This is a genomic window from Chryseobacterium angstadtii (assembly GCF_001045465.1).
Taxonomy (GTDB): domain Bacteria; phylum Bacteroidota; class Bacteroidia; order Flavobacteriales; family Weeksellaceae; genus Chryseobacterium; species Chryseobacterium angstadtii.
Genome location: NZ_LFND01000003.1, coordinates 644,885 through 658,195, shown reverse-complemented (window position 1 = coordinate 658,195; position 13,311 = coordinate 644,885). Strand labels below are relative to the sequence as shown.

Annotated in this window: 13 protein-coding genes; 5 read left to right on the top strand and 8 right to left on the bottom strand. The window is 37.6% G+C overall.

What is annotated here, in order from left to right; translation table 11 throughout:
• Nucleotides 1–77: 77 nt before the first annotated feature.
• Together ACM46_RS10855 and tpx are read right to left on the bottom strand one after the other, a co-directional pair.
• Nucleotides 78–425, bottom strand: coding sequence for a VOC family protein (locus ACM46_RS10855; RefSeq protein WP_048506664.1), 348 nt, complete (start codon nucleotides 423–425; stop codon nucleotides 78–80).
• Nucleotides 426–514: 89 nt separating this feature from the next.
• A complete protein-coding gene (tpx, locus tag ACM46_RS10850) occupies nucleotides 515–1,012 on the bottom strand; it encodes a thiol peroxidase (RefSeq protein ID WP_048506663.1) in 498 nt (165 codons plus the stop codon).
• Nucleotides 1,013–1,391: 379 nt separating this feature from the next.
• On the opposite strand from tpx, the gene ACM46_RS10845 reads away from it, so the two are divergent.
• The 3 genes from ACM46_RS10845 to ACM46_RS10835 all read left to right on the top strand — a co-directional run bounded on the left by ACM46_RS10845 (nucleotide 1,392) and on the right by ACM46_RS10835 (nucleotide 5,296).
• Nucleotides 1,392–1,844 (top strand): T9SS type A sorting domain-containing protein, encoded by a 453-nt coding sequence (locus ACM46_RS10845; protein WP_048506662.1) that lies wholly within the window; start codon nucleotides 1,392–1,394, stop codon nucleotides 1,842–1,844.
• A 13-nt stretch (nucleotides 1,845–1,857) separates the two neighbouring features.
• Nucleotides 1,858–2,967, top strand: a complete 1,110-nt coding sequence (locus tag ACM46_RS22820) for a cadherin repeat domain-containing protein (protein ID WP_053082693.1) — start codon at nucleotides 1,858–1,860, stop codon at nucleotides 2,965–2,967.
• A 109-nt stretch (nucleotides 2,968–3,076) separates the two neighbouring features.
• Complete coding sequence (locus ACM46_RS10835; protein ID WP_048506661.1) at nucleotides 3,077–5,296, top strand: NADP-dependent isocitrate dehydrogenase; 2,220 nt, start codon at nucleotides 3,077–3,079, stop codon at nucleotides 5,294–5,296.
• 276 nt (nucleotides 5,297–5,572) lie between these two features.
• On the opposite strand, the gene ACM46_RS10830 is transcribed toward ACM46_RS10835, so the two are convergent.
• From ACM46_RS10830 to ACM46_RS10815, 4 genes are all read right to left on the bottom strand, one after another.
• A complete protein-coding gene (locus tag ACM46_RS10830; protein WP_048506660.1) occupies nucleotides 5,573–6,565 on the bottom strand; it encodes an MBL fold metallo-hydrolase in 993 nt (330 codons plus the stop codon).
• Between the two features lie 74 nt (nucleotides 6,566–6,639).
• Nucleotides 6,640–7,641 carry an aldo/keto reductase gene (locus ACM46_RS10825; RefSeq protein WP_048506659.1) on the bottom strand — a complete coding sequence of 334 codons (1,002 nt, stop codon included), beginning with the start codon at nucleotides 7,639–7,641 and terminating at the stop codon, nucleotides 6,640–6,642.
• 89 nt (nucleotides 7,642–7,730) lie between these two features.
• Nucleotides 7,731–8,636, bottom strand: a complete 906-nt coding sequence (locus ACM46_RS10820) for a helix-turn-helix domain-containing protein (RefSeq protein ID WP_048506658.1) — start codon at nucleotides 8,634–8,636, stop codon at nucleotides 7,731–7,733.
• A 119-nt stretch (nucleotides 8,637–8,755) separates the two neighbouring features.
• On the bottom strand, nucleotides 8,756–9,175 hold the full coding sequence (locus tag ACM46_RS10815; protein ID WP_131707576.1) for a hypothetical protein: 420 nt from the start codon (nucleotides 9,173–9,175) through the stop codon (nucleotides 8,756–8,758).
• Between the two features lie 414 nt (nucleotides 9,176–9,589).
• Here ACM46_RS10815 and ACM46_RS10810 point away from each other — a divergent pair, with 414 nt between their 5' ends.
• Nucleotides 9,590–9,877 (top strand): GNAT family N-acetyltransferase, encoded by a 288-nt coding sequence (locus ACM46_RS10810; RefSeq protein ID WP_048506657.1) that lies wholly within the window; start codon nucleotides 9,590–9,592, stop codon nucleotides 9,875–9,877.
• Nucleotide 9,878: 1 nt separating this feature from the next.
• Here the strand turns inward: ACM46_RS10810 and ACM46_RS10805 are convergent, their stop codons facing one another.
• Nucleotides 9,879–10,919, bottom strand: coding sequence for an MBL fold metallo-hydrolase (locus tag ACM46_RS10805; protein WP_241485992.1), 1,041 nt, complete (start codon nucleotides 10,917–10,919; stop codon nucleotides 9,879–9,881).
• 220 nt (nucleotides 10,920–11,139) lie between these two features.
• Between ACM46_RS10805 and ACM46_RS10800 the strand changes: the two genes are divergently transcribed.
• Nucleotides 11,140–12,669: a S41 family peptidase gene (locus ACM46_RS10800; protein ID WP_048506656.1), complete on the top strand. Its 1,530-nt coding sequence runs from the start codon at nucleotides 11,140–11,142 to the stop codon at nucleotides 12,667–12,669.
• A 51-nt stretch (nucleotides 12,670–12,720) separates the two neighbouring features.
• On the opposite strand, the gene ACM46_RS10795 is transcribed toward ACM46_RS10800, so the two are convergent.
• Nucleotides 12,721–13,311 carry a hypothetical protein gene (locus ACM46_RS10795; RefSeq protein ID WP_048506655.1) on the bottom strand — a complete coding sequence of 197 codons (591 nt, stop codon included), beginning with the start codon at nucleotides 13,309–13,311 and terminating at the stop codon, nucleotides 12,721–12,723.

Below are 13,311 nucleotides of genomic sequence, written 5' to 3'. Positions count from 1 at the left end.
TATGGCTTATGGCTTATGGCTTATGCAAAATTAATTATTGCTTATTGCTTATTGCTTATTGCTTATTGCAAAATTACCTATTGATGGGAAAGTATATTGATGAGATTTCCAAAGGGATCTTTTACAAAAAATCTGCGTACGCCCCAGTCTTCATCAGTAATTGGGTACGTAATTTCGAAGCCTGCCTGCTTTACTTTTTCATACAGTTCATCTGCATTATCCACTTCTATTGAGAGCAGTGGGACTTTCGTATCATTTCCGCCCTGAGCGGCAAAGCTTATCTGGACTTTCGCCTCTTCATGGTTTCCGAATGTTTTGATCCAGCCGTGATCCATTATGGTTTCAAGGCCCAAAATATCCTGATAAAACAAATCTGCCTTAGACAGATCTTCCGTTTTTATATTTGAAACGATTCTTTTTACCATTTTCAACAGAATTTAGAAATTATTCCCGCCAAAAAAGCCCTGTAAAAATAAAATTTCCACAAGGCTTATATCATTTTATTTTTCAGATCTTATTTCAAAGCAGAAAGAGCTGCTTCGTAATTAGGTTCGTCTGCAATTTCAGCCACCTGTTCTGTATATACTACTTTATTATCAGCATCAGTTACAATCACGGCACGGCTTAAAAGACCTTTCAACGGAGAGTCTGCAATCGTAAGCTGGTTATCATCTCCGAAACTGCTTCTGAAATCCGAAAGTGTTTCTACATTATTCAAACCTTCAGCAGCACAGAATCTTCCTAATGCAAAAGGTAAATCTTTGGAAACATTGATCACAACCGTATTATCTAAGCTTGAAGCTTCTTCGTTGAATTTTCTTGCTGAAGAGGCACACGTAGGGGTATCAATACTTGGGAAAATATTGAATACTTTTTTCTTCCCTTCAAAATTTTCAAGGGTTTTTACGTTTAATGCTGAATCTACCAGAGCAAAATCGTTAATTGTAGTTCCTACTGATGGTAAAGTTCCTATTGTGCTTACTGCGTTTCCTTTTAGTGTAATATTTGACATAATATTTTTTTAGTTTTTCAAATTTACTCAAAATAGAAAATTTTTGACCCCAAATAAAGGTTAAATAATTCTTAAAGTAATTTGAGGCCGGGATAAGACACTTCCTTTTTTAATAATGTCAGGAAGTTGAAGGCTGAAAGTTGGAAGTTATTCGAGCCTGAAAGCAAGTCTATACTCCATTTCCATTGACTTTTTAAGGTTGTTTCATCAAATTTTACAGTAGCTTTTAAAATTATTGATTCATAACAACCTACAGCCTCATCATCTCAATTGTATTGCCCTAAACACAGGTAAAAGTGAAAATAAAAAGACATATCTCCCTCTGCTTATTTTTATGTCAAATTTTTATTTATATTCGCTTTCCAAAAAAATAATAACTATGCGAAAAAAAATTACTTTCCTGCTCTTTGGAGTGCCGGTTTTTGGCTTCGCCCAATCTGTGATCGGCAATATCAATTCCGGGGCAGTATCTGATACCGGTTTCACGCATTCTGTAGGAGAAATTTATGTAATTCCTTCGGATCCTGATCAGGCCAGCTCAGGGACCCTCGGCATGTTCTACCAATCCGTACTACAGGTTTTAGGCGTTAAAGAACTTGAAAAAGATCACGTTAAGATCTATCCCAATCCTACTGCTGATTTCGTTCATATCACTTTAAATTCAAATTCTAAAATTGAGGATGCTGAAGTATATGACATTGCAGGAAGGCTTGTATTGAAAGCTAAACTGGAAAGCGAAAAGCTGGATCTTCGAAGCCTTAACTCCGGAGTTTATATGGTTTCATTCAAGAACCCGGATATCAAACCTCTTAAAATCATTAAAAAACCTTAAAAACTAATCAAACATGAAAAAATTATACGCTGCTCTTGGATTATTTGTTGCCACCTTTCTAAGCGCCCAGGTTCCGCAGGCTTTCAGCTACCAGACCATTGCATTCAACGCTTCGGGAGCACCTATCGTTAACGGAAATGTATCATTGAAGGTAAGTATTCTGGAGAATACGGCTACAGGAAATGTTTTATATACTGAAGTACATAATAAAACAACCAATGCAAAAGGATTGGTGAATCTTAATATCGGACAGGGAACTCCTTCAACAGGAACTTTTGGGGGAATCAACTGGGGAACGAATTCTAAATTTGTAAAAGTGGAAATGGATCCTCAGGGTGGTTCGAACTACACTAATGTAGGGGTGAACCAGCTGATGAGTGTTCCTTATGCACAGGTGAGTAAAACTGTGGTTACTGGTGCCGGACAAGGCATTACACTGGTTTCTCCGAATGGAACGAATTATACTTTAAATGTAAGTGATTCAGGAACATTGAGCTTACCAACTACTTCCGGTTCATCTAACAGCTTACCATCCAATCTATATATGTACGGATCGTACAATTCTTTCAACAATTCTACCGCTGAACTATTAAAAGGAAATGGTTCTCCAAAAGTAGGCTATAAATATTTACAGGCGAACAGTCAAATTAAATTTTTAGCTTCGCCAAGTAATGGTGCACAAACTTATGGTTCAGATTCTAATGGAAATGTTGTTCCTAATGGAAATAATTATAACATTGCCTCCAATGGATATTATCAGGTGTTGATTGAAAATTTTATAGGAACGACAAAAGTTAACTTTGCTAATTTTAGTCCAAAAATTAAATTCACGGCAATAGGCGCTACCCTTCCCACAACCTCTGTAACCTACAGCACTTCTACAGGGAAGTTTACGGTAAACATCAATGGAGTTACTACAAGCAGCGGCGGTTCTTTCTACATCCAACTCGCAACGGAAGGTCCAAATCCTGAGGATTTAGGGGATAATTTAAATGACGGATCTTTCGATATAGATGGTTCTGCCATTACTTTTCCCAATCTGACTTCCACTCCTAAAAACTATAAACTTGAATTCAATCTCAATTTTAACGGAACAGGAACCTACACAATTGTAGAAATCTAAAAATTTAAAGAGGCACAGGCCTCTTTTTTTATGCAAAATACATTCATAAAACAATCATATTTAGTAAATTTGTGATTCTTAAAAATTCAAATAATATAATAACAGTATAATGTCAGACAAATCAAAAATCTATTACACATTAACGGATGAGGCTCCGATGCTGGCTACACACTCTTTTTTACCGATTGTGAAAGCTTTTACAAAATCAGCAAATATTGAAATTGCAGTTCCGGATATTTCTTTGGCAGGAAGAATTTTAGCAAACTTTCCTGAATTTTTGAAAGATGACCAGAAGATTGGAGATGCTTTGGCTGAATTAGGCCAGCTGGCTACTCAACCTGATGCCAACATTATCAAATTACCTAATATTTCAGCTTCTGCACCTCAGTTAGACGCTGCTATTGCTGAATTACAGGCGAAAGGTTTTGCAGTTCCCAATTATCCGGCTGAACCTAAAAATGATGAAGAGAAAGCTATTAAAGCTCAATATGCGAAAGTTTTAGGAAGTGCTGTAAACCCGGTATTAAGAGAAGGGAATTCTGACAGACGTGCTCCAAAAGCTGTTAAAAACTATGCAAAAGCCAATCCTCACAGAATGGGTGACTGGGCTTCTGACAGCAAAACAGATGTTGCTCATATGGATGGAGGAGATTTCTACGGAACAGAAACTTCTACTACTCTTGAGAATGCTACCAAATATAAAATTGTTTTCAAAGGGAATGATGGTGCTGAAACTTTATTAAAAGATTTCGCGGGTCTTCAGGCCGGAGAAGTAATTGATTCTTCTGTAATGAATTTAAACTCATTGAAAGCATTTGTTCAGCAGGCTATTGATGAAGCTAAAAACAGAAACGTACTTCTTTCTGCCCACCTGAAAGCTACGATGATGAAAATCTCCGACCCTATTATTTTCGGGGCTATCGTAGAAACTTTCTTCAAAGATGTATTCGCTAAATATGCTGAGACTTTCAAGTCTTTAGATATCAACCCTAACAACGGTCTTGCGGATCTTTTCGATAAAATTAAAGGAAATGCTCAGGAAGCTGACATCAAAGCTGATATTGAAACTGCTTTGGCTAACGGACCAAGAGTAGCCATGGTGAATTCCGACAAAGGAATCACGAATTTCCACGTACCTTCTGATATCATTGTTGATGCTTCTATGGCTGCTTTGGTAAGAGGCGGAGGTAAAATGTGGAACAAAGACGGAAACGAGGAAGATACGGTATGTATCATTCCGGACCGTTCTTATGCAGGTTTCTATCAGTCTGTTATTGATGACATGAAGGCTCACGGAAAATTAGACCCTACTACTATGGGATCTGTTCCGAATGTAGGTTTAATGGCTCAGAAAGCTGAAGAATACGGTTCTCATGATAAAACTTTCCAGGCATCGGCTGAAGGAACTATTGAAGTTCAGGACGAAGCAGGAAGCATCCTTCTTTCTCAAAAAGTAGAAAAAGGAGATATCTTCAGAATGTGCCAGACTAAAGATGCTCCTATCCAGGACTGGGTAAAACTGGCGGTAAACAGATCAAGACTTTCTGATACTCCGGCTATTTTCTGGCTAGACAAAGGAAGAGCACACGACAGAGAAATCATCAAAAAAGTAGAAAAATATCTTCAGGATCACGATACTGCAGGCTTAGACATCAGAATTCTTGATGTAAAAGACGCTATGACTGAAACATTGAGAAGAGCAAGAGAAGGAAAAGACACGATCTCTGTTTCAGGAAACGTATTGAGAGATTATTTAACGGATCTTTTCCCTATCCTTGAATTGGGTACTTCTGCAAAAATGCTTTCTATTGTTCCATTGATGAACGGAGGAGGTTTATTTGAAACAGGAGCAGGAGGTTCTGCCCCTAAACACGTAGAACAGTTTATTGAAGAAGGATATCTGAGATGGGATTCTTTAGGTGAATTCTTAGCTCTTCAGGCTTCTTTGGAGCACCTGGCACAAACACAGGGCAATACAAAATCTCAGGTTCTAGCTGATGCATTGGATGAAGCCAATGCTAAATTCCTGGCTACAGACAAATCCCCTGCAAGAAAAGTAGGACAGATTGATAACAGAGGTTCTCACTTCTATTTAGCGATGTACTGGGCTGAAGCTTTAGCTGCTCAGACTGCAGATGCTGAAATGGCCGCTCATTTTGCTCCGGTTGCAGCTGCAATGCAGGAAAGTGAAGAGGTAATCAATGCAGAATTAATAAGTGCTCAGGGTAAACCGCAAAATGTTGGCGGTTACTACAAAACTGATACTTATAAAACTTATGAAGCGATGAGACCTAGCACCGTTTTGAATGAAATTATTGACGGAATTTAATTTCCGGTTTTGATATCACAAAAAGCTCCTTTTTTAAGGGGCTTTTTTGTTTTCATTAAGGTTGAAAAATATAAAATGATGGATATTTTATCAATGAATGATAAGTTTTGGCTAAAGCCAATGGATTTTTATTGTTGAGAACGAACGGGCTAAAGCCCGTTCCTATTGAATTTGTAAAACAATAAATCCTCCCGGAAATGAGAGGATTTATTTTCAAAATAATGTTGTAGAAAATTTAAGCTATGTTTATTGGATCTTTCTTTAATTTTCAAGCTTTTAATTCATAAAACTCTCAGGAATCCATTCGTAGGCCGTGCCTTTTTTCCTGGTAAAACCCAAGCCCGGCCAGGGAAGGTGACAGGCAAAAGCTCTGTCTCTTGTATCGGCCAGCTCCTTAAGAATTTTCAAGCGGGAGTCCGCAGCAATATCCAGATCTGTATCTCCGGAAAATCCCCATTCAGGATGAGGAAAGAGAATCACATCAGAATGGATGAGATCTGCCATATAAATAAGTTTTTCATTCCCTGAAGAAATTGTTATAATGGTAAGCCCCGGCGTATGTCCCGGAAACATCTGAAAACTAAAGTGATCATGTAACGTCTTTTTGAAATCATAAAATTTCAGTTTCGGACGGATCGTTTTCAAAATCTTCTGAATAGGCGGAAGCAGCTGATGAAGCAATTCCGGCTGGGTTTTTAAAAAACTATTTTTAAAATCTTTCAGGTAAGCCTGCATCCAGAAATCATGCTCAACCTTTGAAATATAAAAATCTGCATTCGGGAAAACAAGATTATACTGCTTATCCACAACTCCACCAATATGATCCGGATGGGCATGGGAAATAAAAACATCTGTAATATCAGCAGGAGAAAATCCGGCTTTTTGCAAACTTTTTAAAATAAAGCCTGTTCTTTCATCTGCAAAAATCCCCATTCCGGTATCCATTAAAACCAGTCTGTTTTTTGTTCTGACAAGCATCAGATTCATGGCCATGTCTATAAAACTATCGGGTCGAAAATGGTCCCGGAGGATTTTCTTTAGCTGGGGTACATCTGCTCTTGGGGCAAATGTATTCACATTTTTTTCATGGATATATCCGTCGGTAAGAATAAAAAGTTCCAATTCTCCCAGTCTTATTTTTTTAAATGCAGAAAGATCGTCCTCAGAAGGCAGTAAAACTGTCTGTCTGCCTGCAAAAACATTGGAAAAAGGGATGATGCTTAATGCTCCCGCCATTACTCCGCTTTTTATCAATTCTCTTCTGTTCATAATACATCATGGGTTTATATAAATATTCCGGATTTCCGCTAATGAATTCAGAAATCCGGAAGTATTCAATCATTTTAATTATTAACCAGTTTCATAGAACCTTCTGTGTAGCGCTCTCCTACGTTAGGGTATTTTTTAAGAAGTGAATCAATGGTTTCCAAGTCTGATGGAGAAAGATCAATATTCACTGCTTCAATATTCTCTTCCAGGTATTTAATGCGTTTTGTTCCCGGAATAGGAATAATATCCTGTCCCTGATTCAATACCCAGGCAAGGGCCAACTGGGTTCCTTTTACCCCTTTAGACGCTGCAAATTCGTTGATCTCTCTGGCCAGGTTTCTGTTATTTTCCAGATATTCTTCCTGATAACGCGGCAGTGTTTTTCTGAAATCTTCGTCCCCGAAATTCTGCACTTCATTAATGTTGGCAAAAAGCCCTCTTGCCAGTGGAGAATAAGGAACCAAAGTAATTCCGAGCTCTCTGATTGTAGACAGTATTTCTTTTTCTACGTCTTTGGTAAGAATGGAATACTCGGACTGCAATGCTGTAATGGGGTGAATTTTATTGGCTTTTCTGATAGATTCGGCGGAAGCTTCGGATAGCCCGAGGTATTTTACTTTTCCTTCCTTTACCAGCTCTGCCATAGCTCCTACCGTTTCTTCCACAGGAATATTGGGATCTACCCGATGTGCATAATACAAATCAATGGTGTCTATTTTCAGTCGCTGAAGGCTTAAATCTACAGCCTGTCTGATCCATTCCGGTGAACCGTCAAAATAAGTTCCCGGCGCTCCGCTGTGGCTTGGTTTTCCATCTTTAAATCTAAATCCGAATTTGGTAGCAATAAAGATTTTATCGCGGTTGGGAACCAAAACTTTTGAGATCAGCTTTTCATTTTCTCCGGCAGCGTACATATCTGCAGTATCCCAGAAATTGACCCCTAAGTCCAGTGCTTTGTGCAGTGTGCTGATGCTTTCCTGTTCGTCCGCCGGACCGTATGCAAAACTCATTCCCATACATCCCAAACCTACGGCAGATAACTGCTCTCCTGTTTTTCCTAATTGTCTGAATTTCATAATTGTCTGTGATTTTTAAATTGATAAGACAAATGTAGAACAAGAATAAACCGGATCTGATATAGAATTCAAACTAAGAATTATAAAATTCAAACATGCGCTATTCTTACTGCATTGGGAGTCATCCCTGTCTGTTTTTTGAAAAAATTGGTAAAATAAGCGGGTTCTTCAAATCCTAATCCGTAAGCTATTTCAGAAATATTCCAGTCGGTGTGTTTCAGCAATGCATTCGCTTCCTGAATAATTCTTGAAGTGATCTGCTGGCTGGTTGTTTTTCCAGTCATTTCTTTTACGGAACGGTTTAAAGAGTTCACGTGAATAGACAAACTCTGGGCATAATCGTTGGGCGTTTTTAATTTCAGAAATGCTTCCGGGCTATCAATCGGAAACTGTCTTTCCAGGAGCTCCATAAAGAGTGAAGCTACTCTGTGTGAGGCATTCTGATAAGGCTCAAAGCTTTCTGCGGGGTGCATTTTCATGGTCTCATGAATCAACAGATGCAGACATGTCCGAAGCATATCGTATTTGTGAATGTATTCCGACTGAATTTCTGTCATCATTTTGATAAAGATATCCGAGACGGTTTTCTGCTGCTCTTCGTCCACGAAAAACATAGGTGTTCCTCCAATTTTAAAGAGCTGTGAATCCTGGAGATTCCCCAATCGTGCACCATTCTGAAGAAACTGATCTGTAAAAAGACAAAACCATCCTGTCTGATCTTCATCATCCGCTTCCCAGGAATAAGGAACTATAGGATTTGAAAACAGGAGTGCGGGACGGTCTACATAGATCCATTTATCAGCATAATGGAGTTTCCCTTTTCCTATAATAAGTGATATTTTAAAGTAATCACGCCTGCTGTAAGGAGTCATCAGCGAACAGCTCTCGCGTGTAAACACATTAAAATGCCCTACTCCCAGAGTGGTTATATGTTCCAGTCTCTGCGTAGAGGCATTCCGGGCATAAAACCCCTGTAATGTTTCTTTAGATTCCATACTGCTAAGTTATAAAATTCAAACCAATAAATGTTTTTCAAATGCCAATCATTGAGTCCATAAAAAATGACCGGCAAAATGCCGGCCACTTAAAATTGAATATATAGTTGCTACCTGGTTTAGTGATGATGTCCGTTTCCTTTATCTACTTTGTATACTTTGACCTTTTTAACCTTCCCATTTTTGTAATTATTTTTGTTACGGTTATAGACTGCTACAGGGTACTGACCTTTGTAATATTTCTTTTTGAACTTGATATATTTTTCTCTTCCGAGGATTCTTTCTATCTCATAGTAGCGGTCTTCTCTCCATCTGTCCGGATTATTTACATAAGCTCTGTTCCATGAATCATAATCACGGTACCTGTCATTTAAAGCATTAATCTGATTGGCCTGAGCCACAGAAAGCAGAAGATCAGCTGCTACCGACTGCCAGTTGATATCCGTAATACTTCTTCTGTAATCGTTATAATAGTCTGACTGTGCATAGCTGAGGCTAAATGTTCCTGTAAGCATCAATGCGAGTATTATCTTTTTCATTTTTTAGCGTTTTAAGGTTAACACTTTTAGCATTGACAATTAAAATGCCAATTCGATAATCCTGGTTCATAATATTTGTTAAAAGCCATAATAAAAGGCCATATTATTTATCTAAAACATTGATTTAAAGCACAAATAATACACAGCAAATAATTCGATCATTTTTAAAGAATTATCTATATTTCACTGAAAAATTCTAACATACTAAAACTCTTTAATCCAACTTATCTTTACTTAAACTCACTTAAAATTTCGTTAAGTTTCATGAAAAGCCGTGTTTTGTATTATTTTAATTTGTAATTTTAAGAGTGAGAAGTATAAATCCGCAAGGATTGTGATGTTGCGAGAGGATTAAATTGCTTTACAAACTGAAGAAAGCAAATCATTTTTTAACTCAACCCAATCTAAATTACTATGGAAAATATAAAATTTGAAATATCTCCATATCAGGATGAACTGCAGCTATTAATTGATGGCGAAAAAGCGGGATATATGTCTATAAAAATTGACGGAAGGCTGCTGATTGTCTATTACACTAAAATTACTGAAGAACGTGAAGGTCATGGATACGCCAAGATGCTTCTGGATGAATTGGTACGTTATTCTGAGGAAAAAGATCTTCTGGTAGATCCGGAATGTGATTTTGTGCGCCAGCAGTTTGAGAATCATCCTGCCCGGTATAAAGATATATGGCATGCCTGAATCAGTCTTCCCACCAGTTTCTGAACTGATGGCCGGTATTTTTCATATCCACGATTTCTCCAATCATCGGGGTAAGGATATTATGTCCTTTTTCTTTTCCTAACTCTGTTACTTTCTGAAGCGGCTCGTTCCAGGGATGAAGGGCCAGTGCGAATTTTGAAGAATGAACCGGAATGACATTTTCCGCTTTAAGATCAACAGCAATCTGAATCACATCTTCGGGCAACGCGTGAATGTATCTCCAGGCTTCATCGTACTGACCATTTTCAAGAACAGCATAATCAAAAGGCCCGAACTGTTCGCCTATTGCTTTAAAATGACTGTCATAACCACTGTCGCCACCTAAAAATATCTTTTTGGAAGGGGTTTCCAGAACATAGGAAGCCCACAATGTATTGTTCTGCTTTATTTTTCTTCCGGAAAAATGTCTTGCTGTTGTAAAAGTAATTTTCAGGTTGTTTTTCAAAAGAATTTCCGTTCCCCATTCTTCTTCAATCAAATCATCTTCGGAATATCCCCATCTTTCAAGGTGCGCTCCGGCTCCTAATGGCAGAATAGCTTTACCAGTCCGGTTTCTGATAGAATGTACAGTAGGATAATCCAAATGATCAAAATGATCGTGGGTGATGACCAGATAATCAATTTCAGGAATATCTTCGGGGTGAAACAGATCAGAGCCTTTAAACGCTTTATTGAAATATTTGAATGGCGAACCGTACAAACTTAGCACAGGATCCACAAGAAAAGAAATTCCATCCGTCTGCAGATAATACGATGAGTGACCTAACCATATCAATACATCCTGATCTTTTTTAATACTTTTCAAATCCGTATGAACAGCGGGGATATTTTTTAACGGCTTCAACAGCGGATCTTTTTTTCCTAAAATGAAATCATAAGTCACTTTTAGCGTGCTGTATCCCTCAGTAATAGACGGCGTATGGCTGATGTTCCGGAACTGTCCGTTTTTATAAAATTCTGACTGCTTAATCCGTTCCAGTCTTTTTCCTTTTGGTGCCGCTCCAAAAGCAGGCTTATTCATTATCCAAAAGTAAGCTGCTATCAAAAGAACAGCTATTAAAATCAAATACATCATCTGCATCAAAATAAACATCAAAGATATTGACTTTTTGGTTTTACATTAAAAATCCTATTGGCTTTTAACTAAATTTATAAAGCTTTCTGAATAATTTATTATTTATTTACATTAAAATAATTTCAAACTTTCTAACTTAGCAGATTGAAAAAAAATTCAAAACACGTTGAAAAACTATTCGATAATACTGCTGGCCGCAGCCCTCTCTTCCTGCACTTCTATCCGAAGGCATAATGAACAGAGAGCTACATGCATAGAACCGGAGGAGCTGAAGCAGGATGTAGACTATGCCTATTTAAAACTTCAGCAGATGCACCCTCAGCTCTACTGGTATATTTCCAAACAGGAACTTGATCATAAATTTGACAGTCTTAAAGAAACCATCGACCAACCATTAACTCCGCTTCAGTTTTATTTTAAACTACAACCCGTTATAGCGGATATCCGCGAAGGCCATCTGGCTTTGAGAATTCCAAGAAAAAAATTCACTAAGAAGCAGATTAAAGATCTGGAGCATAAAAAAGGGATGTTCAGCCGTTTTGAATATTATATAAAAGATAACCGTTTATTTATTATTCAGAATAAAGATTCAATTGAAAATATACAGCCAGGAACTGAAGTTTTAGCCATCAATACAATCCCGGTATCCGAATATCTAAAAAAATACCGTGATCTGATCAGCAGCGACGGTTACAATACCACTTTTCAGGATTATTTTCTAAAAGATGTTTTTTTTAATTTTTATACCGCAGAAAACGGATTTTCCGATACTGCATCAATAGAAACCCTTTATAACAGTGAAAAAAAACTTTATACTCTTCACAGGGAATCCAAATCCAAAAACGATCTGGACCATGACAAGCAACAGGAAAAAAGGACTTTCGAAAAGAAAGTCAATGATTATGTAGCTTCAAGCAATTCCTATAACCGTAATTTTCAGTTTCTGGATAAAGACAGTACAACGGCCTATATAAAGGTAAAAAGCTTTTCACGGGATTATTCCGATAAATTCTATAAGGAGGCGTTTGAAAAAATAAAAAAAGCCGGATCTCAATACCTTATCATAGATGTCCGGAACAATTACGGAGGATCACTTCATGAGATCAATAATCTGTATTCTTATCTGGCTCCGGAACCTTATGTCCTGATAAAACCTTCACAGCTTACTTCAAGGACTACTCCGTTAAAAACCAATTATTTCAGGAAAAGCAGTCCTTTTCAATATGCTTTTAAAAGTCTGGTGTATCCTACTTATGTTTTTGCACAAACCTTCAGCACTTATAAGAAAGATGGCAAGGTTTATTACAAAATGAAAGCCGATCAGCCTACAAAACCCAATAAGAACGCATTCCACGGAAAGGTTTTTGTACTGATCAACGGTGGCAGTTTTTCCGCCTCTTCCATTATTACGGCCAAACTGAAGTATGATAAAAGAGCCGTTCTCGTAGGTGAAGAAACCGGCGGTGCCAATGACGGAACGGTTGCCGGATTTTATTCGTATCAGAAGCTTCCCCATTCAAAAATAAATTTACCCATCGGATTGCTTCTTGTACAGCCAAATATTGATTTTGTCAACGCAAAAAAAGGAGTAACTCCTGATATTACCATTCCTGAAAGCATGCAGGATATTATTGATCACAAAGATCCACAACTGGATTGGATCAAGAATGAAATAGCAAAAGAAAAGGCACATTAAGTGATTTTCTATAGTTTCGGCGGGCTTTCAGCCCGCCGAAACTATAAAAAATCATTTTTTCAACTCTTTCAGAAGATCCTCTATATGGACAATATATCTTCCATAGTAGCGTTGGAACCAGAATTTCCCACTTATATACAGAACAAACAGTCCTATAACCACTGAGCTGATCAGTATGACTGCTGCCTTCACCTCACTTATCGGTTCTGGCCATGGTATAAATTCAATTACAATAATTATTTCACAGACAATAAAGGGCACAAAACTCAGATAATAAGAAAGATAGTACTGCTTATTGAGATTAAACTGCGCGACCAGATCTTTTAAAGAATCATAGGTTTTCAGCATTGGATTGCTAATATCATTATAAAGTCTGAAGAATTTACTGAAAAAGAAGATCGTTACAAAAAGCATTGATGCGATAAGAACCGTGATGTAAAACTGCAGTTTAAAAGGTTTGCAGAAAGCACATACAATGAATGCAAAAATAAAGATCCCGATGATGTACCAGAATTCCATGCGCATATTTCTGCGTACTTTTTCCAGTGGGAGACTGATCTTATTTCTCTGCTCAATACTTATTTCAGGGGTTTCCTCTGAAACATCTTCATTCCATACGTTTTTTAGTTCATCTATATTCAT

Coding starts and splice junctions, on each gene's coding strand:
- ACM46_RS10855 (WP_048506664.1), bottom strand. CDS start 425: ATGGTAAAAAGAATCGTTTCAAATATAAAAACGGAAGATCTGTCTAAG.
- tpx (WP_048506663.1), bottom strand. CDS start 1,012: ATGTCAAATATTACACTAAAAGGAAACGCAGTAAGCACAATAGGAACT.
- ACM46_RS10845 (WP_048506662.1), top strand. CDS start 1,392: ATGCGAAAAAAAATTACTTTCCTGCTCTTTGGAGTGCCGGTTTTTGGC.
- ACM46_RS22820 (WP_053082693.1), top strand. CDS start 1,858: ATGAAAAAATTATACGCTGCTCTTGGATTATTTGTTGCCACCTTTCTA.
- ACM46_RS10835 (WP_048506661.1), top strand. CDS start 3,077: ATGTCAGACAAATCAAAAATCTATTACACATTAACGGATGAGGCTCCG.
- ACM46_RS10830 (WP_048506660.1), bottom strand. CDS start 6,565: ATGAACAGAAGAGAATTGATAAAAAGCGGAGTAATGGCGGGAGCATTA.
- ACM46_RS10825 (WP_048506659.1), bottom strand. CDS start 7,641: ATGAAATTCAGACAATTAGGAAAAACAGGAGAGCAGTTATCTGCCGTA.
- ACM46_RS10820 (WP_048506658.1), bottom strand. CDS start 8,636: ATGGAATCTAAAGAAACATTACAGGGGTTTTATGCCCGGAATGCCTCT.
- ACM46_RS10815 (WP_131707576.1), bottom strand. CDS start 9,175: ATGAAAAAGATAATACTCGCATTGATGCTTACAGGAACATTTAGCCTC.
- ACM46_RS10810 (WP_048506657.1), top strand. CDS start 9,590: ATGGAAAATATAAAATTTGAAATATCTCCATATCAGGATGAACTGCAG.
- ACM46_RS10805 (WP_241485992.1), bottom strand. CDS start 10,919: ATGAATAAGCCTGCTTTTGGAGCGGCACCAAAAGGAAAAAGACTGGAA.
- ACM46_RS10795 (WP_048506655.1), bottom strand. CDS start 13,311: ATGAATATAGATGAACTAAAAAACGTATGGAATGAAGATGTTTCAGAG.